Origin of the sequence: Pleurocapsa sp. PCC 7327, assembly GCF_000317025.1 — a bacterium.
GTDB lineage: Bacteria > Cyanobacteriota > Cyanobacteriia > Cyanobacteriales > Microcystaceae > Hydrococcus.
In genome coordinates this window covers 3,241,034-3,265,722 of the sequence record NC_019689.1, presented here as the reverse complement: position 1 = coordinate 3,265,722, position 24,689 = coordinate 3,241,034, and the positions used below count along the sequence as shown (strand labels likewise).

The 24,689-nt window shown below is 45.1% G+C and carries 25 protein-coding genes and 1 pseudogene; 11 read left to right on the top strand and 15 right to left on the bottom strand.

Going from position 1 to position 24,689, the window contains the following annotated elements; all coding sequences use genetic code 11:
• Positions 1 to 203 precede the first annotated feature (203 nt).
• Positions 204 to 899, top strand: a complete 696-nt coding sequence (gene nblR / locus PLE7327_RS14620) for a response regulator transcription factor NblR (RefSeq protein ID WP_015144584.1) — start codon at positions 204 to 206, stop codon at positions 897 to 899.
• A 103-nt stretch (positions 900 to 1,002) separates the two neighbouring features.
• Here the strand turns inward: nblR and PLE7327_RS14615 are convergent, their stop codons facing one another.
• Positions 1,003 to 1,272 (bottom strand): YciI family protein, encoded by a 270-nt coding sequence (locus tag PLE7327_RS14615; RefSeq protein WP_015144583.1) that lies wholly within the window; start codon positions 1,270 to 1,272, stop codon positions 1,003 to 1,005.
• Positions 1,273 to 1,779: 507 nt separating this feature from the next.
• Here PLE7327_RS14615 and PLE7327_RS14610 point away from each other — a divergent pair.
• From PLE7327_RS14610 to PLE7327_RS14600, 3 genes are all read left to right on the top strand, one after another.
• Positions 1,780 to 3,804 carry a M48 family metalloprotease gene (locus PLE7327_RS14610; RefSeq protein WP_015144582.1) on the top strand — a complete coding sequence of 675 codons (2,025 nt, stop codon included), beginning with the start codon at positions 1,780 to 1,782 and terminating at the stop codon, positions 3,802 to 3,804.
• Between the two features lie 323 nt (positions 3,805 to 4,127).
• Complete coding sequence (locus PLE7327_RS14605) at positions 4,128 to 4,424, top strand: YkvA family protein (protein WP_015144581.1); 297 nt, start codon at positions 4,128 to 4,130, stop codon at positions 4,422 to 4,424.
• A gap of 102 nt (positions 4,425 to 4,526) precedes the next feature.
• The gene (locus PLE7327_RS14600; RefSeq protein WP_015144580.1) at positions 4,527 to 5,222 is read left to right on the top strand and encodes a response regulator transcription factor; all 696 of its coding nucleotides are present in this window, start codon (positions 4,527 to 4,529) and stop codon (positions 5,220 to 5,222) included.
• A gap of 70 nt (positions 5,223 to 5,292) precedes the next feature.
• On the opposite strand, the gene PLE7327_RS14595 is transcribed toward PLE7327_RS14600, so the two are convergent.
• On the bottom strand, positions 5,293 to 7,932 hold the full coding sequence (locus tag PLE7327_RS14595) for a chloride channel protein (RefSeq protein WP_015144579.1): 2,640 nt from the start codon (positions 7,930 to 7,932) through the stop codon (positions 5,293 to 5,295).
• A gap of 151 nt (positions 7,933 to 8,083) precedes the next feature.
• The gene (locus PLE7327_RS14590; RefSeq protein WP_015144578.1) at positions 8,084 to 8,731 is read right to left on the bottom strand and encodes a hypothetical protein; all 648 of its coding nucleotides are present in this window, start codon (positions 8,729 to 8,731) and stop codon (positions 8,084 to 8,086) included.
• 204 nt (positions 8,732 to 8,935) lie between these two features.
• Here PLE7327_RS14590 and PLE7327_RS14585 point away from each other — a divergent pair, with 204 nt between their 5' ends.
• Positions 8,936 to 9,844 carry an alpha/beta fold hydrolase gene (locus PLE7327_RS14585; RefSeq protein WP_015144577.1) on the top strand — a complete coding sequence of 303 codons (909 nt, stop codon included), beginning with the start codon at positions 8,936 to 8,938 and terminating at the stop codon, positions 9,842 to 9,844.
• A 158-nt stretch (positions 9,845 to 10,002) separates the two neighbouring features.
• Complete coding sequence (locus PLE7327_RS14580) at positions 10,003 to 10,200, top strand: hypothetical protein (protein ID WP_041392178.1); 198 nt, start codon at positions 10,003 to 10,005, stop codon at positions 10,198 to 10,200.
• 120 nt (positions 10,201 to 10,320) lie between these two features.
• Here PLE7327_RS14580 and PLE7327_RS14575 read toward each other — a convergent pair whose 3' ends face one another.
• From PLE7327_RS14575 to PLE7327_RS14540, 8 genes are all read right to left on the bottom strand, one after another.
• Positions 10,321 to 11,406 carry an AI-2E family transporter gene (locus PLE7327_RS14575; RefSeq protein WP_015144575.1) on the bottom strand — a complete coding sequence of 362 codons (1,086 nt, stop codon included), beginning with the start codon at positions 11,404 to 11,406 and terminating at the stop codon, positions 10,321 to 10,323.
• A 308-nt stretch (positions 11,407 to 11,714) separates the two neighbouring features.
• Entirely contained in the window at positions 11,715 to 12,377 is a 663-nt protein-coding gene (locus PLE7327_RS14570) for a Na(+)/H(+) antiporter subunit B (RefSeq protein WP_015144574.1), read from the bottom strand.
• Positions 12,377 to 13,000, bottom strand: coding sequence for a DUF4040 domain-containing protein (locus tag PLE7327_RS14565; RefSeq protein ID WP_015144573.1), 624 nt, complete (start codon positions 12,998 to 13,000; stop codon positions 12,377 to 12,379). The genes PLE7327_RS14570 and PLE7327_RS14565 overlap by 1 nt, the downstream gene beginning before the upstream one ends.
• Positions 12,993 to 13,271: a monovalent cation/H(+) antiporter subunit G gene (locus PLE7327_RS14560; RefSeq protein ID WP_015144572.1), complete on the bottom strand. Its 279-nt coding sequence runs from the start codon at positions 13,269 to 13,271 to the stop codon at positions 12,993 to 12,995. Before PLE7327_RS14560 ends, PLE7327_RS14565 begins: the two co-directional genes overlap by 8 nt.
• Complete coding sequence (locus PLE7327_RS14555; RefSeq protein WP_015144571.1) at positions 13,268 to 13,519, bottom strand: hypothetical protein; 252 nt, start codon at positions 13,517 to 13,519, stop codon at positions 13,268 to 13,270. Before PLE7327_RS14555 ends, PLE7327_RS14560 begins: the two co-directional genes overlap by 4 nt.
• Positions 13,516 to 13,905, bottom strand: coding sequence for a Na+/H+ antiporter subunit E (locus PLE7327_RS14550; protein ID WP_015144570.1), 390 nt, complete (start codon positions 13,903 to 13,905; stop codon positions 13,516 to 13,518). The genes PLE7327_RS14555 and PLE7327_RS14550 overlap by 4 nt, the downstream gene beginning before the upstream one ends.
• Positions 13,906 to 14,065: 160 nt before the next feature.
• Entirely contained in the window at positions 14,066 to 15,505 is a 1,440-nt protein-coding gene (locus tag PLE7327_RS14545; protein WP_015144569.1) for a cation:proton antiporter, read from the bottom strand.
• On the bottom strand, positions 15,502 to 15,837 hold the full coding sequence (locus PLE7327_RS14540) for a cation:proton antiporter subunit C (RefSeq protein ID WP_015144568.1): 336 nt from the start codon (positions 15,835 to 15,837) through the stop codon (positions 15,502 to 15,504). The genes PLE7327_RS14545 and PLE7327_RS14540 overlap by 4 nt, the downstream gene beginning before the upstream one ends.
• Positions 15,838 to 16,092: 255 nt before the next feature.
• Here PLE7327_RS14540 and PLE7327_RS14535 point away from each other — a divergent pair.
• From PLE7327_RS14535 to PLE7327_RS14525, 3 genes and pseudogenes are all read left to right on the top strand, one after another.
• Positions 16,093 to 16,308, top strand: a pseudogene (locus tag PLE7327_RS14535) (patatin-like phospholipase family protein); the annotation flags it as partial.
• Positions 16,305 to 16,451 carry a patatin-like phospholipase family protein gene (locus tag PLE7327_RS24890; RefSeq protein ID WP_186005325.1) on the top strand — a complete coding sequence of 49 codons (147 nt, stop codon included), beginning with the start codon at positions 16,305 to 16,307 and terminating at the stop codon, positions 16,449 to 16,451. The pseudogene PLE7327_RS14535 and the gene PLE7327_RS24890, both read left to right, overlap by 4 nt.
• Before the next feature lie 974 nt (positions 16,452 to 17,425).
• Positions 17,426 to 17,710 (top strand): hypothetical protein, encoded by a 285-nt coding sequence (locus PLE7327_RS14525; RefSeq protein ID WP_015144567.1) that lies wholly within the window; start codon positions 17,426 to 17,428, stop codon positions 17,708 to 17,710.
• Positions 17,711 to 17,804: 94 nt separating this feature from the next.
• Here the strand turns inward: PLE7327_RS14525 and PLE7327_RS14520 are convergent, their stop codons facing one another.
• The gene (locus PLE7327_RS14520; RefSeq protein WP_015144566.1) at positions 17,805 to 18,527 is read right to left on the bottom strand and encodes a hypothetical protein; all 723 of its coding nucleotides are present in this window, start codon (positions 18,525 to 18,527) and stop codon (positions 17,805 to 17,807) included.
• A gap of 34 nt (positions 18,528 to 18,561) precedes the next feature.
• Here PLE7327_RS14520 and PLE7327_RS23540 point away from each other — a divergent pair, with 34 nt between their 5' ends.
• Positions 18,562 to 18,765: a hypothetical protein gene (locus PLE7327_RS23540; protein WP_015144565.1), complete on the top strand. Its 204-nt coding sequence runs from the start codon at positions 18,562 to 18,564 to the stop codon at positions 18,763 to 18,765.
• A 24-nt stretch (positions 18,766 to 18,789) separates the two neighbouring features.
• On the opposite strand, the gene PLE7327_RS14515 is transcribed toward PLE7327_RS23540, so the two are convergent.
• The 3 genes from PLE7327_RS14515 to dnaG all read right to left on the bottom strand — a co-directional run bounded on the left by PLE7327_RS14515 (position 18,790) and on the right by dnaG (position 23,063).
• The gene (locus tag PLE7327_RS14515) at positions 18,790 to 19,731 is read right to left on the bottom strand and encodes a DUF1338 domain-containing protein (protein ID WP_015144564.1); all 942 of its coding nucleotides are present in this window, start codon (positions 19,729 to 19,731) and stop codon (positions 18,790 to 18,792) included.
• The gene (locus tag PLE7327_RS14510) at positions 19,728 to 21,047 is read right to left on the bottom strand and encodes an acetyl ornithine aminotransferase family protein (RefSeq protein WP_015144563.1); all 1,320 of its coding nucleotides are present in this window, start codon (positions 21,045 to 21,047) and stop codon (positions 19,728 to 19,730) included. Before PLE7327_RS14510 ends, PLE7327_RS14515 begins: the two co-directional genes overlap by 4 nt.
• 117 nt (positions 21,048 to 21,164) lie before the next feature.
• Positions 21,165 to 23,063 (bottom strand): DNA primase, encoded by a 1,899-nt coding sequence (gene dnaG / locus PLE7327_RS14505; RefSeq protein WP_015144562.1) that lies wholly within the window; start codon positions 23,061 to 23,063, stop codon positions 21,165 to 21,167.
• A 474-nt stretch (positions 23,064 to 23,537) separates the two neighbouring features.
• Between dnaG and PLE7327_RS14500 the strand changes: the two genes are divergently transcribed.
• Positions 23,538 to 24,605, top strand: a complete 1,068-nt coding sequence (locus PLE7327_RS14500; RefSeq protein WP_015144561.1) for a Gfo/Idh/MocA family protein — start codon at positions 23,538 to 23,540, stop codon at positions 24,603 to 24,605.
• The last annotated feature ends 84 nt before the right edge of the window (positions 24,606 to 24,689 follow it).

Here is a 24,689-nt window from a genome sequence, read left to right as displayed (position 1 = left end):
CGGTAAGGGCAGGTCGAAGAGCAGGTCGAAGAATTGTAAATATGAGTATCTTGTTACATCCCCATAGACCAAACTCACCCGCACAGTTATTAGTGATTAGTAGTTAGTTATTAATTGATGCTGTTAACACAGCCGATCGATTTTATTAATTAGTGTTAAAACAGGAAAAAATCATTCTACTATTGAAACTTGATTTCTAGTCTATGCTTTCGATCGCGACCGTGCTCAATCCTTGTATTTTATTGGTAAAGACCGATGAAGCCTTTGCCCAACAGGCAAGTCAGGATCTTATAGAAGCGGGCTATACAACGGCGATCGCGCCGGATATCGATAAAGCTTTGTTGGAGATCGAAACTCTACAACCCGCCATGGTAGTTATCGATCGCGCCTTGGCTGGAGAATCGGGATTGAGGCTTTGTCGTCAACTGAGACAAAAAGGCGATCGCGTTCTGATTATTTTGTCGATCGACCAAGAAACGGTGGAGGAACGAGTGAAGTGTCTGGAAGCGGGCGCTGACGACTATTTACTCAAACCCTATCACTCCAAAGAGTTTTTGCAAATGGTTCGCTTCTATCTACACCCTCGAGAAGCATCAAAAGAACAACTGCGGTTTGGGGAATTAGTTTTAGATTTGACAACGCGCCGCTTAATTCTAGGCGAACAGGGCATCGATCTGACCATGAAAGAGTTTGAACTCCTCAAATATTTAATGTCTCATCCCAGAGAAGTCTTAAGTCGGGAGCAAATTTTGGAAAATGTTTGGGGTTACGATTTCCGAGGAGAATCAAACGTCATTGAGGTTTATATTCGCTATTTACGCCTCAAAATCGAAAATGAAGGGCAAAAGCGACTGATCCACACGGTTCGGGGCGTAGGCTACGTTCTGCGAGAATCATAGCGAGAGATGGAAAGAAAACAAACAACCTTTTTAAATTCAAAATTCAAAGTTCAAAATTCAAAATGGAGGAAGAAGAATAATTTTGAATTGTTGTAACGAATGACTAAAATGCCTGAATCCATTCTTTGACTTCATACTCTGTCCAAATGCCATTTTGCCAATAGGGATCGGATTCGATGACTTGACGGACTATGGCTTCATCTTCTGCTTCATAAATCCCGAAAACTTTTGTCGCGTCTTTGGTAGGACCGAGGGTAATTAAAATCCCTTTTTCTTTTTGTGCGGCGAGTCCGTCGAGATGATCTTGGCGATAGGGGGCGCGTTTTTCGAGTGCATTTTCGCAGTAGCTGCCCCACATAATAAATTTGGGCATAATTATTAGCGACGTTATTGGGTAGATTCGGCTCCCTGGTTGACTGACAAATCTTTGTCCCCTCATCCCTAAATCCCTTCTCCCATAAGGGGCGAAGGGACTTCAGGCAAAAGTCTTAAGTGGAAAGCTCCTCTCCTGCTCGGGGAGAGGGGTTGGGGTGAGGGCGATTTGAGTTTTGTCATTCAACCAGCTCAGCTCCTGCATCTGTGATATTGAGCAATCGCCAATAATGACATATTGGTGCAAGGTATCGAGCCAATCAAATTATAAAATTTTTATGTCTTGCTGCATCAAGGTATGAATGGTCATTGGTCGCGTAACCCTTCGCACTTCGCGATTCGGGCAGGTTCCGTGAAGCGAAGAATCTTGGTAGATGCTTCATTTTGCTGCTAATTTTTAGAATTTATAATTCATCATTGCAAATTTTTTCTCAGTGTTATTTTCCCTGGAAAATACGGGTATTGATAAAACTAAGACTCTATTTTCCTAACTTTTGGGGAGCCACTCATGTCACTCAAAGATGGATTGAAGGCACTGCAACAGCATCGCTACTCTGAGGCAATAGAATTGCTCGCAGCCTATTGTCAAACGGCTTCTAATCCCCATTCACAAGAGTACGCCCAGGTACAAATGGCGCTAGCGAGAGCGTATCACGGCAATGGGGAAAAACACAAAGCGATCGCACTGTGTCAAGAACTCGAACGGTACCTCGACTCCCAAGTCAGCAATTGGGCAAAAGGGTTCCTGTCTACTCTCAACAAAGCAGAAACGCCAAGGGAAGAAGCCGCAGCAGAAGCGCCAAAACCTTTACAAAAAGCGGGTAGGGCAGCTCAAACTGGGGTAAGGTTGGTCATGAAAGGATTTGCAGATAATCTCGCCTTGGTCTCCATCGCTACCATCTGTTTGCTGTTTGGGATGGTATTAGTCCTCTGTCTAGCCATACTTTTCATTCTCAATAGCAACGATCCCTTTAGCGGACTCGCCGTGGCAATTATCATTACCTTAATCTTCAATACGGCAGCCTTTTTTATCTCTCCATCGATGATGGATCTCACCCAGGAGTGGTTTTATCAAACTCATTGGGTGCCTTTAGCAGAAATCGAACGCCGAAGCCCAGAAGCCGCAGAAGTCATCAAGCGCGTCTGTCGCGAGAAAAATATTAGTCTGCCCCGTTTGGGAATTATCGACGACCAAAATCCCACGGCTTTTACCTATGGTTCTTTTCCAGATAGCGCTCGTTTAGTGGTCAGTCAGGGGCTATTTACCTATCTCGACGACGACGAAGTTGCAACAGTATACGCCCACGAATTGGGGCATATCGTTCATTGGGATTTTGCCATCATGACGGTAGCCTCTACTCTAGTGCAAATTAGCTACTTAATTTATACTTTTGCCAGAAATTTTAGCCGGGGCGGCAACGATAACAAGATAAAAAATGCTATCCAAGTGGCAGCTATTACCGCCTATGTCTTCTATCTGGTTGGCACCTATTTAATCTTGTATTTATCCCGAACTAGAGAGTACTACGCCGACCATTTTGCTGCCGAAACAACCGGAAATCCCAATGCGCTATCACGGGCATTAGTGAAAATTGCCTATGGAATTTTAGAACAAGGACAGCGTACCCAAGAACCCAGTAAATTAATAGAAGGAACTCGCGCGCTCGGTATTTACGATTCCAAAGCAGCCGTTGCTACTGGGACTGCTTATCGAATAGCCTCGAACTCGCAACAAATCGGACGAGTCTTTCTCTGGGATATGTTTAACCCTTGGGGTTGGTGGATGGAAATGAATTCGACTCACCCGCTAACGGGCAAGCGCATTCGCGCCCTAACTACCTACGCCGAGCAAATGGGATTGGAGACCGAATTCGATATGGCGGCGGTGGTACGCGAAGGCAGAAAGCTGAACAAGAATAAGTTGTATGGAAATTTAGTGCTAGATATCTTACTTTTTAACGCACAATGGGTTAGCGCGATCGCGGGTTTTCTTCTGGGTTTGCTTGTCGCTTTAATCTCTAGCAATGCAAGCGTTTTGCCAAGCTTTAGTTTCTTTGGGTTTGGCATCGGTACGCTAATCAATGCCTTTGCCATGTATCCCGACTTCGGGCGCGTTTCTCAGACCGATATTTTCACCTTGATGTGCGATCCCTATGCTAGTCCCCTGCGAGGTCGCCCCGTACAACTTCAAGGCAAGCTCATCGGTCGTGCGGATGCCGCCGGATATCAGTTTGGTTCCGACCTCAGACTACAAGATAAAATGGGAACGATTTATACTCGCTACGCCTCTCGTTTTGGGTCGTTGGGCAATTTCCTCTTTGGTGCAACTCAGGTACAGAAGTTAATCGGGTCGGAAGTTCAAGCTGTTGGTTGGTTCAGACGAGAAATTATTCCCCGTGTCGATTTAGTTCAACTCAAGACAAATCGCACTACAGTAAGAAGTTATCCTCGCTTTTGGTCGCTGGTCATGGGGATTGGAGCGATAATTTTTGGCTTTATCGTACCGATGTTGCTACAAGCAGATCTTTTTTAGCAGCACAGTCGCACAAAATGCACTTTAATGACTCTTTCTGAAAAACTTCTTAAATAAATTGTAAAACTAATTTAAATTCAGGAAAAAAGGATAACGCTTCGCGTTATCCCATTGCTAAAAAAAGAGCGCTACAGATGCTCGCTCGAAAAGTCTTACACACAAACCTACTGACTTATTGATAATTGCGCATTGATATTATCCCTTTTCCAAAACCGCAGGTTTCCAAAAGTGGGACTTACCCTAATTTGTACATCGGCGATCCGCACCGGAAAAATGCGAATTAATTTGTCACAATAAAAAGTAATTGCTAAGGGAGTCCGTTGATGAAAATTCCTATTCAATCGATCTACAATTTCTATCGCAACGCCATCCGCAATCCCAAATACCGTTGGTGGATTATTCTGGGTACTCTCGTCTATTTACTCAGCCCATTCGATATTTCCCCAGATTTCTTTCCGATCGTAGGAGAGATTGACGACTTTATCCTTGTAACATTTTTGGTGACTGAAGTATCACAGTTAATCCTCGATCGCTTTAAATCTACAAAAACTAACCCTGTCGCTGCTCCTACAGAAACAAGCAATGAGACAATAGAAGTACAAGCGGTTTCAGCTGAGTAAATAATCGGCGATCGCATTATCGAAATTCAGAATTCTGTAAAGTGCAACCTGCGAACGCAACTGTTCAGGATTCTGAATTTTTTGCCTGTAGGAGAGAAAAATATGTCCGAAAAAGCCAAATTACTTCTCGTTGATGACGAACCTGGGGTTCGCGAGTCCGTACAAGCTTATCTCGAAGACAGCGGAGAATTCAAAGTCCAATTAGCCAGTAACGCCAACGAAGCTTGGGAATCGATCCAACACGAGACGCCAGATTTAGTCATCTCCGATATTATGATGCCCCAAGTAGATGGCTATCAATTTCTCAAAAAACTGCGTGAAGATGACCGATTCAAAGCACTCCCAGTTGTCTTTTTAACCGCCAGAGGAATGACGAGCGATCGCATTCAAGGATACAAGGCGGGTTGCGATGCCTATGTATCCAAACCTTTCGATCCCGAAGAGCTAGAAGCAGTTGTTAGAAACGTTCTCAAACGCCGCCAAGAGACGGTAGCAGCTAGCGGCGAAGCGGCGCAACTAGCAGAAATCGTCCAAGATATCAAAGCTATTAAAGAACAGCTAGGTCAATCCTCTCATCTAGTTCCCACGCCTTCTCCGATCAAAATTGAGTTAACGCCACGAGAACAAAGCGTTTTAGATTTGGTAGCAGAAGGATTAATGAATAAAGAAATCGCAGGACGCTTGGATACTAGCGTCCGAAATGTCGAAAAATATGTCAGCCGCCTGTTTAGTAAAACCGGAACCAATAGCCGTACCGAATTAGTGCGTTTTGCCCTTAAACATGGACTGACGACCTAAATTATAGCATTTTCTGGGAATTAACTCAAACAGATAGAGCATCATCAAAATTCCCTGCCATTTCTCTGCCTCAGTAAGCGCTTCTGACTATAATCGTCGTACTTTCAACTTTATTAGCGATCGCTTCGGGAATATTGCCATGAATGGCGTGTTGCAATAATCCTTCGCGACTTGCCCCCAGCATGACGACACTGCATTTTTCCTCGCCTGCCAAGCGAATGACCGCATCGGAAACCGAGCGAGAGCGCACGGCAATCGGCATCACCGGAAGCGATAGGTTATTTCTAAGATAGTCGGTAGAGTACTCTAATAAAGAACAATCGAGAGCAGACGTTGCTGGAGAATAAACCTGACACAGCCAGAGTTTGGGAGAATGGATGCGAGAATATAAGCTAGCGAGTCCCGGTAGCAACTCGATCGCCCGTTGCGCGTTAGGACCTCCAGCCATAGGAATCAACCAAGTAGCCGACTGATTCAAATCGTTGGGATAGGCATTGAGACTGCTGCCCAATTTGACTAAAATTAAATCGCAAGGCGCTCGATGAATTATAGTGTCTACGAGATCGCCAAAAATCGCGCCTGGGGTAGCTGTATTGCCTTTCCAGCCCATCAGAAGGATATTAATTTGCTGCTTTGCGATCGCTTCTAAAATTGCCTCAGCCCGATCCTGCGCGACTCGGATTTGCGTATGTACGGGAATATTCCACTGACGACCCAATCTTTCGACGCGATGGAGCAATTTGCGACTTTCTTGGGTATTGACATAAGCTTCGGACGGAAAAATATGCTTAGGCACTTTAATAATTTGCAGGCACTCTAGTTCGTATTGATGATAGCGAGCGATCGCGGCGGCGATCTTCATCAGCGCAGGTGCCGTTTGGGGATTGGCGATGGGGAGCAAGATTCGACCCTTTCCCACCGATGGCGAGCGAGTTTGATAGGCTACGTAGGAAGGAGAAGGTTTAAACGCTCGCTGCGTGCCTTGGTTGAGTTGATTGACTTCGCTACGGATGATGTCGGTGCGAGTAATAATTCCGACGAGTTTACTGCCTTCAGTAACGGGCAGGCGAGATAATTGATAGCGGTTGAGCAAGTAAAGAACGTCGCTGAGGGAAGTATCCGGCTTGACCGTAATCGGTCGCATCGTCATAATTTCTTTTAGTAGCGTTTGTGGCGATCGCTGGCTGAGACTGGCAAGATCGCTTTGAGTGATAATCCCGACCAATTTTCCTTCCTCGATCACCGGAAACCCGCGATGGTGAGAACGGGAGACTGCTAGCATCGTTTCGTCGAGGGTTAGATCGCTCGATAGGGTTTCTACCTGAGACTGCATGACATCGGCAGCCGTTAATTTGTTGAGAAAATCATTGCGCGGCGTTTCCTGCTGCTTGAGTTGAATGCCGCTGGTTTTCAGCAAATGTTCGTAAATCGAGCCGCGCGAAATGCTCTCTGCTACAATATAGGCGATCGCGCAAGTCACCATTAGCGGCAACACGATATTGAAATCGGCAGTAATTTCAAAAACGATGACGATCGCGGTGACGGGAACCCTACCAACTGCCGTAAAAAATGCCCCCATCCCCGCCAGAGCATAAGTCGATTCGCTGTTAATTCCCGAAAGCCAGCCCGCGAGATCGCCGACTAAATACCCCAGGGCGGAACCCATCACCAGTGCGGGCGCAAACAGTCCCCCTGGGGCACCAGAACTATATGCCAGAATCGTTAGGAAAAAATGGGCAACAAAAGCGATCGCGATATTTTGCCAGGACAACCCACCATAGACTAAAAACTCCCGCAGTCCCGAATTATCCTGAAAAAACGGCGGTAAAAAAGCAATAATCGCGCCGGAAAGTAAGCCGACTATACCAATGCGCCAAGCTAGGGACAAATTGGAGCGACGATTGACCCAGAGGCTAAACATCATGCTTCGATTGAAAAGTGCCCCCAAAATTCCCGCTAGCGCCCCTAAAAATAGATAAAAAGGAATTTCTGGGGCTGAGAAGCTGCCGGAGCGAGCATCGAGCAAACTGGCGGGGATGTTGAGATCGGCTGAATCTAAAAGCCGAGACACGACCGCCCCCGTAAAAGAAGCGACGATCGCCGTTTCTAGAGTCAAGTCCGATACGTCCCGCATCAATTCTTCGACGACAAACAAAACTCCGGCAATTGGCGTATTAAACCCTGCCGCTAATCCCGCTGCTGCACCGGCTGCGATCATCTGACGGCGATGTTCTGGCGAAGTGGGAATCCAACTGCTCAGTTGCGCCGCCAATGCCGCTCCAATATGGACTGTAGGCGCTCGGCGACCGAGGGTCAAACCTGCCCCTAAAATTAGCGTCGTACCAATCGCCTTCACCACGGCAACCCGCAGGGACAACAGAATGGGATATCGCGCCAAAGCTGCCTTAACTTGAGGAATCCCACCACCCGCCGCTGCCGGAGAAAACTTTTGTAAGATCCAACCCGCTAACAGACTAAAGCTCAAACCAACCGCAGGTAGCACTAACCATGCCCCAAACTGATGCGCCGCTTGGATGCGCCAGCCTCCCAGCCAACCAATGCCTTTTTTAAGCCATAAAGCTGCTAATGCAGATAGGATTCCGATCAGGCAAGCTTCGACTAGCGCGTAACGAGTATCGACGGAACTGCGTCCGAAGTGTAAGGACTTGAACCAAATGCGAAGGCGCTGGGGAATGGTATTGAGTTCCATCGAGATAAGTTCTATGCGGCGATCGCTACGGTTCTAGGCTATCCTGTTTTGGTTAACTTTAGTAAACTATTGGGATTACCATATCTCGCTCTAACTTTCTTTTCCATAATTTTTTCAGGGCTAAGTCTCTCTCCAATTCAGGAATTTGGCATTAAAAAAGAAAATGGCGCTGAAAATTGAGTGCTTGTTTCTGTTGGGGAATATGTTTGGCTAAAGCTTCAATAAATTCGGAGGGATCGATGTTAGGTTTCTCAGCCAAAACCCGCTTACACACGATAGAAGCAATCGGACCGATATATTGTGCTAGTTCTTGTTGAGCGCGAGCAATAAAATCGCCATCGAGCTTGAATTTGGTCTTGGCTCGCTCGCTGGCTGCAATTTGTCTATCTTCCCACAATAGCGTTAATTGGGAAGAGTCTTCAGCCGTCAATCTAGGGATGTCAGTTGTTTGAAGCTCGCTCTGAAGCGTTTTAACCGTGCGATGGATATCGCGATCGAGAAAACCCCAAGGAACTCTGGCGGTTTTGACAAGCAAGAAAACCTCTTTGCTACAGCGAAATAAAATAACATATCCTTCTTGCGATCGGATAGAAACTTGTTCGATTTCTTGCCACGCATATTCCTCTCGAACTATCTGCGCCAAACGGAGCATTGTTCCAGCCAAAATTAACGCGCTATTATATTCCATCCCCATTGCTACGGTGATGGGTTGACCCTGAGACGAAACCAAAAAAGCCCCCTCAATCTCAAGCGATCGGCTTGCGAATTCTTGTAGAATTCTGTCAACTCGGTCGTTCATACTCGCACTTCCCTACCTCGGTTTTCCTTGGCAGTCTGGCAGGAACTATTACAAAATGTAAAAACTAGGGCAATAATCTCGTTTTCTTTTTCTGTAGGTTATGTCCTCTTCTTTTCTGCCATACAAAGTTTAAAGTTTAATTTTTAAATCCTACTTTCTCAATAATAGTAGGCTTTTTAGCAAGCTAACACATGCAAATTAAATATGAAACAACTAAAAAATCACCGCATTTCGGATGCATCTCCTAAAATCTGGACTTGGAAAGGTTTTCCCATTTGTTATCAAAGCGTGGGAGAAAAAGGAGCTGCGGTAGTCCTAATACATGGCTTTGGAGCTTCTTGGGCACATTGGCGCAAAAATCTGCCCATTTTGGGAGAAAATTGTCGTTGCTACGCGATCGACTTGATTGGTTTTGGGGGATCGGCAAAACCAACTCCCGGCGTAGAGATCGATTACACGTTTGAAACTTGGGGACAGCAGGTCGCAGATTTTTGTCGCGAGGTCGTCGGTAGCCCTGTTTTTTTAGTTGGCAACTCTATCGGCTGTATCGTAGCGATGCAAGCGGCGGTAGATAATCCAGATCTCGTTTTGGGAGTTGCTTTGCTTAACTGCACTCTGCGATTGCTTCACGATCGCAAAAGAGGGCAATTGCTCTGGTATGAAAACCTTGGCTCCTACATATTACAACAACTTTTAGGCAATAAGTTAATCGGCTATCTATTCTTTAAACAAATTGCTCGACCTGAAGTCGTTCGTAAAATTTTGCGACAAGCATACTGCCGTCAGGAAGCCGTCACCGACGAACTCATCGATATCATTATGCAACCAACAACAGATAAAGGAGCGGCAGACGTGTTTCTCGCGTTTACTCGCTATTCTTATGGTCCGCTACCAGAAGATTTGCTGCCCCTTCTTTCCTGCCCTGTCTTGATCCTCTGGGGAACTGAAGATCCTTGGGAACCGATAGAGTTAGGGCGCAAGCTGGCTGATTTTCCCGCAGTGCAACAGTTTATTCCCCTTGAAGGCGTGGGTCATTGTCCTCAAGATGAAGCCCCGGAGATAGTTAACCCGATTTTGCAAAACTGGATTTTGTCAATAAGTCAGGAAGGTTAAAGCTACGATAAAAACAAGAGCGATCCCAAAAATTTTATAAATTTATGTTTTTTATCAGCATTTTGTAAAATCTAATACAGAATTTTGTGTTATATATAATAGAAGAAAGCAAATTCAACCATTAATGACACTCAATAAGCAATTCGGAGGAAAGAATGATGTCTGCCGAACAACAAGCTCGTGCCCTAATGATGCGCCACCACCATGCAGTCAAGCATCGACAGCAAGCAATGCTGGAGCGTGCTGCATCTGAAATTGGCGTAGATGTGGATAATGAATACTGGACTAGCATTCAAGGCAAGGCTCAACCTACTTTTAGGAAAAATTACGATCGCAGCCATGCTGCACTAAGCTAAGAAAAGAATTCTAGAGCTAACAATTGCATTGCATCGAACTAAGGATAAGAATACGAGAGAATTGGGCGTTATTTCCACGAATAACGCCCAAATTTTTTGTGTTGCTAACTTATATACCACTTACTCCGAATGAGGAGAACGTAAGGTGTCAGTCGTACTCTTGATGACACTGGCGGTGGGCACGGCTATTAGCAACCCTAAAATTCCTCCCAGCTTCCCTCCAATAAATAGAGAAATGATAATCCAAACTGGATTGAGTCCCGTCATGCCGCCCATGAGACGGGGAGCCACGACGCTATCATTAATCTGACCAATAACAATCGCGGCGACTAAGACTTTAATTCCCAATTGAAGATTTTGTAGCGCGAGTAAGAGACTAATAACAGCGATCGTCACGGTACTGGCATAGGGGATCAACGTAGTCATGCCGATGGCAAAGCCAAATAGAATTGCATAGGGCACATCGAGCAGGAGAAAAACGATCGTCTGCGTAATACTTAAAATCCCTGCTAAAATTGCTTGCGTAGCAAAGTAAGCCTCAAAAGTCTGCCGAATTGATTCTCTCAATCGCCCATCCCAAGGCGACGGAAGCCAGCTAAAAATCCCCCTCCAGACGCTTTCTCCCGTCAAAACCAAGAAAACAGCCAGTCCCAAAATCAAGAGAATGTTAACCAGACTATTAATGGTACTCAGTAGAACGCTTAGCAGTTGACTGGTCAAGGTGCGTAGCGCGTTAGAAACCCTTGCTGCCGCTTGTGCAACGATATCGCCAAGGTCGATGGATAACTTTTGCGCGATCGCCCACTTTTGTATGGTTTGAACGTGTTGACTTCCCGTCTCGATCCAGACAGGCAAATTTTCGACTAAATCGCTCAGTTGCTGCACGATCGAGGGAATCAAAGTCAGCCCCAATAGTACCAGGACTAGCAACCCTAAGAGCAAAACCAGCGCGATCGCTAACTTTCGAGGAATGCCCTGTTTCTGAAGAAACAAAATGGGAAAGTCGAGTAAAAAGGCGAGTAGCGATGCGGTAATCAGAATGCTCAACAACGGCTCCAGGTAATTAATCAGCAGCGAAATCAGCCAGCCGTTGAGAAAAATGAGGGGAAAAATTAATCCCAAACGCAGCCATGGCGGAATCTTGCCGAGCGGAGCGGGCACGGCTCGAAAGTCAGAAGTGGATTGGCGTTCGGGCAGCGTCTCCATGGCAAAGAGAGAATCTAAAGTTAGTACTATCTTAGCTTGTTACTAACATGGCTAAAAGCCAGCGCAAGTATTGAAAAGAATATCGTTTTATATTAAAATTCGGTTAAATAAACACAAAAAATAGGAGTGCGACCATCTTGGTCGCAAGCCGTGCAGCTCCGCACTACTATTTGATATTTGAGATTCCTGAGCCAATGTGTTAATATCGACGTCGCAAGCCGTGCAGCTCCGCACTACTATTTGATATTACTAACCAGAGCGATCGCTAAAGCCATCAAACCCCCAACCGTCAAAAAATTCTGATTCTTCTACAACAATCCTCGATAACGAATAAATAGTAAAACAACAGCCCACGAACCTAAAGCGACTTTGATAGCCACTAAAATGTTGAGTAAAGGGATAATCCCCCCGCTAACCAGCGTACCTAACTCTCCATCGGGGAATTCCAATCCGAGCAGAGTCACAGCTGCCAATACGATGAAAATCAGAACTGAGACCTTTTCCCAGGTAGCAGCTTGCCATCGTTGATAGATCCCCTGCATCCACTCTGATGGCGAGGTAATCGCAATCAAACCGATCGCTGTTCCCCCTGCTACCCCAGCTGCAAAACCACCGCCGGGACTGAGATGTCCTCGAATTGCCAATTCAATGCTTACTAGCGAGGTAATGGTTGCTCCCAAACGTGCTAGAACGATTGATGGTCGATCGGTAAATTGATAAACTTTCTCGGTCGGTTTTTCATTAGCCAGTAGAAAATAAGAACCCAAAATTGCGATCGTAAATACGATCACCTCAAAGATCGTGTCATACAGCCGATTCCTGAAAATGATCCCCGAAACCGCATTTGGCACTCCACTATCTCGGACAACCGCTTCGACAATCGAAATATCGAACCCATCTGATGCAGGATTGGGCATAATCATCATTTTGATGTATAGCAATATCCCTGCTGCAATGTAGATCCATTTCATTAATGCTTCTCCTGTGCTTTTGCTGCGCCAACATAGGTTAGGATTGTCCGTGATGATGAAAGTTCGCTTTGCATGATTTCATAGAGACGACGAACCCCAATCGCGGTTTGATAGGGCTGTCGCTCGTCCTCTTCTACTGTGCATTTTTGGTCATCCCGTTCCCATGTTTCCGATTTAGTCAAGGTAGCGTGGATTTCTTTTTCGATTAATCCCTGATTTAAAGCTCGTCTATCTGGGTAGGTCACTAACTCCAAACGCAGATGATATTTGCTAATCGTTGTTCGTAAATTATCTATTAATTCTTCTAATTCTTCAAAATCGCATCCGCCTTTGCCGTTTTGCAGAGACTTACTACCCTCGCTCGTTCCGTCCTTGAGTATTCCAATCCGCATCACCAATGACGAACGCACTGCAACCACGTAAAGCGTAATCGCCAGCATCGTACCTACCAAGGCTTCAGTCAAAGCCACATCCGCAGCTCCTAAAACCGCATACACCAACGCTGCTACCGCTCCCAGTATGCCTCGGATAACTAGGGCATGATAGGGATTGACCTGACATACCAACATACAAGCCGTTAACGGCAGTAGAGCAGTTATGACATAGATATAGCTATCAGTCATTGTCGCCTCCGCTACTGGAACAGTATGCCAACACATATCCCAGCACTGTATTCCAGATTGCCAAAGTAATGATTGCCAAGATTAACAGTGGCCACTCTCTGGGGATCTTCAGCAGCAAACCAATAACAATACTCATCGAACCCAAGGTATCAGCAACAGACAAACTGTGTAGTTTAAATAATACCGATTTGTTACCTATTAAAGGAAAAGTTCCCCAGAACCAGAAAATAACTCCGATACCGATACAGATGTAACCTAAAAGATCGATCATATTTCGCTCATCCGTTTGATTAAATGTGCCAGCAGCATTAATCCCGCATTCCCCACACTGAGGATAATGACCGCAACCACCCCAATCATCCAATCATCCCGCAGGACGGATACCATGAGAATCACGATCGAGGTTTTGGTGGCAATACTGGCAAATGCCAACATCTTCTGCCAAATATCATCATCCTGGCAAGCTTCATAAATCGGGATCAGTAGAGCCAGAATCATAGTAATCAAGAGTAGGCTCATCTGGGTGGCCTCCGCCGCACTCGGTGTACTTCGTACCAGCCTTTTTCGTGGTACTTCAAGACAATGGTTTTGGGAGTAAAGGTAATCAAAAATATATCTAGAAATATGAGTCCCGGCGTCCGTTGGGGTTTGACTCGCTCCATCGTGACATCTTCGTGATTGTGGGGACGGAAGATGATTTCCACAGCCTCAAGATATGCTTTGGGAATCGCAACAACAATCTCCCACAACGTTCGCAGCCAATCTTTTAATGCTCCTGGGGCAGTATGGCTGCGGGGCAAGAGTAATGCGATACCAACACCGATAATAATATTTGCCAAGCTCGCATCGGCGGTGAGCAAAAACCAGATTGCCAGTCGTAATATTAAATCCAGATATCTAATCATATCAAGTTCGTCTAATCAGTTAAAAGTTAAGGTACGATCGCAAGATTTTTTTCTTTTCTTCCTCTACTTCCAAACCCTTGAGATCCTTCGCTGCATTCGACTACCTCCACCTCTTCCACTCTCTTTTAATTTAATTATCTGTATGCAATCGCACTCGATCTCATGCCCAAACCATCCAGAAGAGAAAGATTAACATCAGACTCATCAGCCCGATCTGATGGTCGAATTGCTCGATCGCACGGGATAATTTAATCCCCGTCTGTTTAAAAAACAAAATATATGCCAACCAGCCAATAGCAATAGTTACTAGCGGTTTGACGATATTGTTTACGGTATAAGCTTCGTAATATACAATGTTGGCTGCAATTAATCCGCCGAGTAAGATCGTCATTGCCCACCAAAAACCAGATTGTACCTCTTCTTTTTTCTCAATCCTCTCATGGGGCAGAAAAATAAATTTAGCAAAGGAGATGGCAGTTCCCAGTGCGGCAAGATTCATCCCAACAACCTGCCAAGGCAACAAACTCTTAGTGGTCAAAACTTTAGCCCCAAAACCAGACAAGAGGGGAAAGCCAGATATAGAAAAGCTGGCGATAACCAGGGCAATCCAGATTGGGGTAGCGATGGGCTGATGTTGCAGTTCCTTAAAATTACGGCTTGGCAGAATACCAGCGATCAAGAACAGGGCGGATTTAACCAAACCGTGGGTTAAGGCATAAAACCCGCCTACGACTGGGGCAGCCAAAACAAAACCTAACTGGGAAACCGTGTGAAATGCCAACATCCGCTTAGTATCTTTTTCAAACACGGCATAAAATACGCCCAGTAGTGCTGTCCCAACCCCAAAAAACCTGACAATGGGATCGATTTCCTCTAACAGCAGCGCGCAACGCACTAGCGGAAAAACTCCTGCTTTGACCACTACTCCCGACAGCATCGCCGATACTGGAGTTTCTGATTCGGAGTGGGTCAACGGTAGCCACAATCCCGATACAAAGATGCCCCCTTTTACCAAGAGTCCGAGAAAAATAAGCGCGATCGCTTCTGGCGGAGAACCGCGCAAACCGGCAAAATGAAAGGAATGATGCGCCTGATAGATTAGTACCGCCCCCACCAGATAAAAAAGCATTGCCGTGTTACTAACAAACAGATAGCGTAATGCTACCCAGATCGATCGATCGGTACGGGGATAGGCAATTAAGAGAAACGCCGCAATACTGATTACCTCTAAAGCCACGTATAAACTGATCAAATCTGCACAGATAAAGGTGGCATTAACACTGCCATGCAGAATAATGGTCTGCATATAAAAAAAAGCCTTCTTTCCGCTACGCCAACAGTAGAGTAGGACAGCTGCGGTTACTAGGGCATTGGTGAGGATAAAGAAACCACTCAATCGATCGGCTACTAAAGTAACGCCAAAATTATCTAGTAGCTTTAGCTTTAAGGGTGATTCCTCGAAAAATAGCTCTAAGGCATATCCTGCCGAAACGAATGCTACCCCTAGTGCTAGATAGCGATCGAGTCTGGGCAGCAGATAAAGCGTAAATCCGATAAAAAAGGGTAAGACGAGCCAGGCGATCGTAATGTTGTTAGTCATGGAGTATTGCTCTTCTCGATTTCGCTACTTTCTAAAGTGGGATTATCCCGTGCCAACTTCATAACACCCACAAGCATGAGAGCCTGAATCGAAAAACCAATGACAATTGCTGTTAAAATAACTGCCTGGGGAACTGGATCGGAGTAAGCGACATTTTTGACATCCGAAATAATTGGTGTAAATAAGCCATCTCGCGACGCAATCAATACGTAATAGGCGATCGCTCCTGTACTCATAACATCCATAGAGACGATCTTCATCACTAGATTTTTTTTAAGGATAATGCCGAAAAATCCACACAATATTGTGGCGAAGATGAATGCTTCTAACATGGAATTTGATTGTTGGCTAAGCGTTGGTCGTAATTATATAAAAAAATACATTAGTCTTGTCAGTCGCTTAATTTCTACCATAAGAATAAGAATACGTGTTATAAAGTTTTCAACGCAAGAATTTTGATAAAAAATTGATTTTTAGCTATGCAAACTATATACAAAATTGAATAAAGATTTTGCTGACAAGTTTTATGATTTATATTTTACAATTCTCTCGATTGCGAGAAAGCTTTTATCGGGAGTCCCATTTTCATGAAGACTAGAATTGCGATCGCTTACCAAGGAGAAGGAGGTCAAGCTGCTTTTACGGCTGGGGCATTGAAAGCACTTTTTGAGAATAACATTCAAGATAAGTTCGAGATCGTTAGTTTAAGTGGAACTTCAGGGGGAGCCATCTGTGCGGCTCCGATCTGGTATGCTCTGAAAAAAGGCGATAATCCAGTTTGGCAGCGATTAATTGATTTTTGGATCTAGCCTCTTGCGCGATTCCTAATATTTTTGGTGCCGTTGAGATTGGTAAGGATGCTTATTGGGACGGGATCTTTTCAGACAATCCTCCCACGGATGAATTGACAAATCCCTACTATCTGACGGGGTGGCAACTCAGCTAGAAAGCTTGCTGTATAATGTTCATAGCTCTTATCCCTCTCTGATAAAATGGGAGCTTATTGAGTTAAGTCTCATCAATTCTTCTCCCCTAGGGGCAACGAATTCTCTTGTTATTATCCAGACATCTCCATATAATCCGAGCCAAAAATTACTGTTTGGAGTCAAAGATTGTTTAATCTTTCTCAAGCGACCGATGTATTGTTGTTGTCCCTTCGCTGTAATTATTTTGCCTTTTAAGGTTGAACTCGTGTAGGCGAGATTGCCTCCGGCACGCTTCGCGAACGCCATCAATAAAACTAAGCGAGTTAATCTTTCTATTGAGGCTTTAGACCCTTCTAAATTATATTCACCCGTTTTACAATCCTTAAACATTGCTTCAATCCCGACTCGCCGTTTATAAGCTTTTATTGCTTCTTCTAAACTCTTTAAATTGGTTAGTAAATACCATGCTTGTCTTTTTAGTTGGATGAAAGTCCCTTGTTGTTGACGTAAGTAGGTAGGCAGAATTAAACCAACAAAGTTGAATAATTTCTGATCTCAATCTTTTCTGGCTTCGTTATTTAATTAAGAAGATGGCATTGCTCATAATCTTGAGGTGTTTACTACTTTTATATTTTACGTTTATTTATGCCTGCCTACTTAAACATCGTTTCATCAATTCAAACTCAGTGTCCCTACTGAGTTTTTCTTATACTTGTATAAAATTTTTACATACTGAAAACGATGCGTCAGCTGATGTCATAAGAGACTGGCTCGATTTAAGATTGATTGCATAAATAAATAGTTTTAAGGTAATTTTATATTTTTCTTTTTTTTTCGATAATCTCTCTCTTTCTAAATTTGCATATTTATTCTTCTATCTAAAGTAACATTTTTTCTTAAAAATACGATTTCTCTACAGAACTAATCGAATAACCGATCGTAGTAACCGTAGTAAACTTATTCAGGATGGGCAGATGATAAAGCTAAGTTTTAAATGAATAAACAAAAGACCAGAGTTAGAGGATTTTTAATTAGATCGCTAACCTTAAGCGATCGCAAATCTAAAATTCAAAAACTTCAACAAGCTCGACGAGAATTCAAAAACAAATCGGGAAAAAACTACAAGCAAATTTATTTCTCGTACCCGACCAAGAAAGGCTTGGGAGATCGAAGCGATCGCCTTGTATTTAAACTTCTCTATATCGTTTTGGATAGAACTCAAGAAATACTATTGGCTTCAATAATTGGTTATGTTATATTAATTTTGTTGGTTGCTTGAGAAGTAGCTCCCAGGTTGTCCCCAAAATAGAGAATGTCATGTAGAGTGCCTGTACTTAGTAACTGCAATCAGAATGAAATAACCCTGGTATTTATTAAGGCATCCATTCAATAACAATCCCGACTCGACTATCTTTGTCTTGAGTTGAATTTTGTTGTTGAATATCGGCAGATAATCGTACATTCTTCGCGATCGCATAACCGACAGAAAGCGTCGTCATTCCGACTTCTTCGCTATCGCCAGGGGAGACAAAACTCTGAGTTAGAGAAATATCGGCAGCACCAGTACGCGATAAAGACAACATTAACCGGATCCCAACATTGACTCCATCAGTAGAATAGTCGCCACTGTTGATATAGCGATATCCCAGGACTGGAGCAAGATTAAAATAACTTCCTAAAGGCAATACATAATAGTGTAAATTGCCGCCGACTGATTCGCGATCGCCATTAAAAGACGCTTGATAATCTCCACTAAACGTCAATCCGGTTCTCCCAATAAAAATATCTTCTACCCCGATAATCAATCCGCCTGCATCGCTAGAAGATGGAAACTGAGAATAACCTAACCGGATGCGCGTCCGAAAGCTGGGATCGCCGTCAATATCTTCGGAAACGTTGGGAATTTCTTGTAACCATCGCTTCAAAACGGAGCTTTCTTCGATGATTTCTGGCTTCAAATCTAATGCTTCATTCGGTGCGGCAGGATCGCCTTTTTGTTGAGGCGTTTCACTTCTAACTGAAGACGCGATCGCCAGAGTGAAAAAAAAGACTACGATTCCTAATAATGGGCAATGCCATCTTAATTGCTTAAACACTCAAAAATCAGCCTCTTTGAATTCAAGGAATCAGATGCCAGGCAATAACTTAGCACTAGATTCAGCAGAATTACGGAAATGGCGATCGAAAATCGAAATTACTAATCGCAATAACATTTTTTGCCACTGCCGTACCTGCGATGCCGAGTGGATAGACTCCTCTTTTGAAGCAGTTTGTTCCTATTGCAGTAGCACGGATGTAGAGCATATTTCCTGCTGGCAATTTTCCGATGAGTGAGTGAATCTACTAATAACCAACTGATTACTGATTACTGTCCTCCGATCTCCTCGTCATCTCAAATAAATTCTTTGCCTGTGTATTGAGAAATCCTTCAAACAAGGCAGTTTTTCCGGGAGAAATTTCAATAAAATTTCGCTCGGCTATCTCATAATAAGCATACGTCCACGGAATTTGAGACAGTTCGCCCTTAGCATCGTCCCAAACGTCAACTAATTCTGTGACTGCTTGGGTAGCTGTTTGTCGCAAACCGCTTCCCCGACTGCCTTCGATCGCATCTTTCATCGGGACACCTCGTTGTGCCAAAGCGCGAGCCGTACTTTCGATATCGGGATATTGAAGGGTATGCTGGCGGTTAATATAGCCTGTAAAGTGATTGACTGCATAGCCATGCAAAAGAACCCAGGCACCGTATTGAGAAACTTGGTTAACTGATTCGACTAGCGATCGCTTGGGAGGTTCCCAAGGGCGAATAAAGGCGGTTTGGAGAACCGTAGCAATTTGTTCGATCTCTGCATCGGTAGATGTAGCTTCAATCTTGGGTTTGAGGAACTCTAAATCAAAAAAGTTGCCAGAACTAACGGTTGCTTCGATTTGTCGAACAATGGAATCGGGTAATGTATCCACCACCAGTTCGCTGATGAAAAGTTTGGGTAAGTCAAACCGATCTTGTTCGGGATGGTGGTAGTGACGGGCAGAGAGATATCGATCGGGAAATTCGTATTCACCAGCGACTTCGTAGCCTAACGCTTCTGCAATATCAGCAATATAGGGAATGCCCAAGTTAATTTTTCCCATCGGGCGATCGAGGGTTAAGCGCAGGGAACGAAAAGCGATATGATCGTTAGCGATCGCGCCGCCTGCTTCTTCTATTATCGATTGATAGACGCGAGCATACTCGACGCGACGGCTGTAATCTTGCCATAGGCGTTCCCACAGTTGGCGGGCGATTTGTGCTTGTTTCATGGGATTTCTGTTAATAATTGGGCGAGAATGTCTAACGCCACTTGAATCTGTTCGCTAGTAATTATCAAGGGCGGACAAAAGCGAATTGCTGCCTTACCGCAACCGAGAAGCAACAGCCCCCGACAAAATGCTTCGTCTACGAGCCAATTTCGCAGATTGGGATCTAAGTTGCCATCGTCATCAAATAAATCGATCGCAACCATCAATCCTTTCCCGCGAGGTAGAGAAACGCGATCGCATTTTTGGGCGAGTTGCGTTAAACCACAGAGCAACTCTTCTCCTCTGTGGCGAGCATTTTCTATTAACCCTTCTTCCAATAGCTCTAGGGTAACTTTACCTGCCGCACAAGCCACTGGATTGCCGCCAAAAGTGCTGGCATGAGAACCGGGGGGCCAAGTCATTAATTCTGGTCGCGCTAAGATAGCACCGAGAGGCAGTCCGCTAGCAATCCCTTTAGCGAGGGTAACGATATCGGGCATGACTCCCCAATGTTCGATCGCCAATAATTTCCCCGTGCGTCCCATTCCCGACTGTACTTCATCGACTATCATCAGAATGCCATGGCGATCGCAGATTTGGCGCAGGCGTTCTAGAAAGCCATCCTCCGGTACGATATAACCGCCTTCGCCTTGGATGGGTTCGACGATAACCGCAGCCACTTCTTCTGGCGGCACTATCGAAGTAAAAAGGTTTTTTTCGAGATAGTCCAAGCTGGCATGGGTGCCGTAAGGGATATGGGTAACGCCGGGAAGTAGAGGTCCAAATCCTTTTCTCTGAACGGCTTTAGAACCCGTCAGCGACATGGCTCCATAGGTGCGTCCGTGAAAGCCTCCCAAAAAGGCAATCAGACGCGATCGCCCCGTATAGTAGCGAGCCAATTTGATTGCACCTTCGGTAGATTCCGCGCCAGAATTGGTAAAGAAAACGCGGGCGCGTGCCCCTTGTTCGGGTTTGGGGAAAGGGGCACGTTCTGCGAGCATCTCCGCCAACTCTACCATTGGGGCGTAGTAAAAATCTGTCCCCGACATGTGTATTAGTTGGCTCGCTTGTTCGGCGATAGCTCGAACGACCTGAGGATGGGCGTGCCCGGTGGCTGTTACGGCAATTCCCGCCGTCAGATCTAAAAAGACGTTGCCATCTACATCTTCGATCGTAGATCCTTCTCCTCTAGCCACCACCAAGGGGTAGCCGCGAGTATAGGAAGGAGAAGATACGGCGCGATCGCGTTCGATCAGTTCCTGGGCGCGAGGACCTGGTAAAGGTGTAATGATTCGAGGAACTTGAGGCAGTGTTTGTCCGGTTGAGATACTCAGCATTCAAAAATCAACGAACGCAAAATTTTATTAAGATATACTTTAATTTTGACGTACAGTTACCAAAATGTGCGTGAGGGAAGTTAGCGATCTGCAATCCGTTAGTTTTACGAATTGATATTAGCCTTCGCAATGCCGCAGCTTCTCTAATTCTCGAATGCGCTGGGTCGTATTTTGAATCTCCTGATAGAAATAGTGCATTTGTTCGGCTTCCTGGGCTGGATCGAGTCGTTGCAGTTGTTGAAGACAGTAGCGGCGGTATTTTTCTTGAGCGACTTGTTCTAGAGATGCGATCGCCGTGCGAATCATAATCGGCGCGCGAGTGCTATCTTCCCACTGTTTGGTCTCCGTAATCTGAAACAGATGAGATAGTTGATTCGCCTGTTCGGGAAATTGAACGAGACGGTCTTGTAGTTGCGAAATCAGGCGATCGCTGCTAACTTCGCGCAATTCCATAATCTGCTGCCACAAAAGGCGATGGTGAGGCAGACTAAAGAACAATTCTGTTTCTTCTAGCGCCTCGACGATCGCGCTTCGGTATTCGGGACAATGTAGATAAATTCCCAAGAGATCGGCTTCTGCTTCGTCGAGGAGGCTTTTCTCGGCAAGAACGAGAGGGGGAGACTGGACGGTTCGTTTGGCTTTGGGTGCAAATTGCCGTTTGGGTTTCTTAATTTGAGCCAGCAAACTGTTGAGGTGCAGGGAAATCGTTCGGGAATCTCCCTGGCTGAGAATTTCGGCACAGTAGCGAAGGTAATAACTGCGTAGATTGCTATCTTCGAGTCGATCGAGCAATTTGACCATATTTTGCGCTACTCGCTCGAATTGGTCGGCTTGCTTGAGATCGCGCCCTCGGATCAGTTGCTGAATTTGCCAATCGAACCATAGAGGCGCAGATTGAATGAGTTGGCGATAGGTATCTACTGCATCGGCACTGGATTTGAGAAATTCGTCCGCATCCTTGCTACCCGGAAGATTGAGAATCCCGATCTGCACTAGCCCCGCATCCACAAGAGGTTCGATCTCGCTAATAGCGCGATGCGTGGCTTGGGTTCCGGCGTTATCGGCATCGAAATTAAAGATAACTCGCTTCGATTCGGTGTAGCGTATCAGGAGTCGGATCTGGTCTTGGGTAAGAGCCGTTCCCAATGAGGCGACTACATTGGTAATACCTGCTGCGTGAAGCGCGATCGCGTCGAAATATCCTTCGACAACGATCGCGCGCTCGTCTTTGCCAATGCTATTGCGAGCTTTATCGAGGGCAAATAGGGTCTTACTTTTATCAAATAGAGGCGTTTCTGGAGAATTAAGGTATTTTGGTTCTTCTGCGCCTAAAGTTCGACTCCCGAAACCGATGATTCGCCCCTGGGTGTCGCAGATAGGAATCGTCACGCGATCGCGAAATACATCGTAATACCCATTCCCCGTCTTGCGCGGTTTGATGAGTCCGGCTTGTTCTACAATGGCGATGGGATAGCGTTTTTGTTCTACTAGATAGCGGTAGAGGGTTTCCCATCCGGCGGGGGCATATCCCAACTGAAATTGCCCAATCGTTTCCTCGCTCAAGTTGCGATCGCGTTTTAAATAATCGAGGGCAACTTCGCCTTGTGGCTGTCGGAGAGCATGTTGATAAAAACTCGCCGTCAGCGCCAAAACTTCGTAAAGTTGCTCGCGCAGAGATAGTTGACGCTGAAGTTCCTGTCTTTGTTCGGGTTCTAGCGTTTTAATCGAGATTTGATGTCTTCTTGCCAGATCGAGAACGACCTCGCTGAAGGATTGCTTTCTGTGCTCCATCAAAAATTTGATGGCATTTCCCCCCACTTGACAGCCAAAGCAATAGTACATTTGTTTGCTGGGACTGACGCTAAAACTGGGCGTTTTCTCGTCGTGGAAGGGACATAAGCCTACAAAATCCTTTCCGCGCTTGCGCAGCACGACATACTCCGAGATGACATCATAAATATCAACCCGTTGTTTGACCTCTTCGATCGTGTCTGGATGAAGGCGAGGAACTTCCATCGATGTTCGAGCGAGCGTTTTTCACAGGAGCGCCTAATTGCTATTGTTATTATCCTTGAAGGTTTGGTCTTTGTTTGCGATTCAAAGGATTCTTCTAAGTTCAACGCTTGCTTAGTACTTCAACTAGGAAGTGCAAGCAACATGCTCGCGCCGCTCACAAATCATATAAGATTGCCATGTAAAGTAATTCCAACAATAATTAATAAATTTCCACAAAAATTAAGCGCTCGCCCATGTTACAACCATCATTTCCTTAAAAAATTTCAGAAAAATCTTCAAGATCCCAGACAACTCCTCAGCGATCGATAAACAACTTTTATTTTTGAGGAATGAGAGAAATTCTAGGACGACTAAGTATATTGAAATTCATCGCGAGTGGAATAGCTATGATAGTATCTTGATGGTTTTAGAGGCACAAAGGCACAATTGCCTAAATCAAATGTGGTGGTGGAGTCGAAAGGAGTAAAATTGCGGATGTCAGAAAGACACCAACGGATAAAAATACCCAGAAGCCAATTCCAGCCAATTCGCGTCGGCGTTATCGGTGTAGGCAATATGGGACAACATCATACCCGCGTACTTAGCCTGCTTAAAGATATTGAGTTAGTAGGAATCTCCGATATTAACGTCGAGCGAGGTTTAGATACGGCTAGTAAATATCGGGTTCGTTTTTTTGAAAATTATCTAGACCTGTTACCTTATGTAGATGCCGTCTGTATTGCCGTACCCACGAAATTGCACTATCAGGTAGGCATCGATTGTCTGCATGCTGGCATCCATACTTTAATTGAAAAACCGATCGCGGCTAGCATTGCTGAGGCAGAATCTTTAGTCAATGCGGCAGCAGAATCTAATTGCATCCTACAAGTCGGACATATCGAACGTTTCAATCCTGCCTTTCAGGAGTTGAGTAAAGTCCTCAAAACCGAGGAATTACTGGCTTTAGAATTTCATCGGATGAGTCCCTACTCGGATCGCGCTAATGACGTTTCTGTCGTCCTAGATTTAATGATCCACGATGTCGATCTCCTGATGGATCTCGTCGCCGCACCGGTAGTCAAACTAAATGCCAGCGGCAGTCGCGCTGCCGATTCTGGCTATCTCGATTACGTGACCGCGACGTTAGGGTTTAGCAATGGCATCGTAGCAACGTTGACTGCTAGCAAAGTCACCCATCGCAAAATTCGTCGTTTATCCGCTCATTGTAAGAATTCCCTGACAGAAGCAGATTTTCTTAACAATGAAATTTTGATTCATCGCCAAACAACGGCTAACTACACGACGGACTACGGACAAGTACTCTATCGACAGGATGGTTTGATTGAAAAAGTTTATACTAGCAATATCGAGCCACTTCACGCCGAATTGGAACATTTCGTCAACTGCGTGCGCGGCGGCAATCAACCCTCCGTCGGCGGCGAACAGGCACTCAAAGCGCTGCGTTTGGCTAGTTCGATCGAACAAATGGCACTAGACGGTCAAGCTTGGCAGCAGTCGAGTTGGAATTACCCAGTTAACGCGCCGATGGTGACGATTTCTTAAATCCAAAGCATCAACGCCTAGAACTAAAGTTCTAGGCTCAAAGCGCAACTCGATTAAAATCGACTGAAATTCCTATTGGGTCTT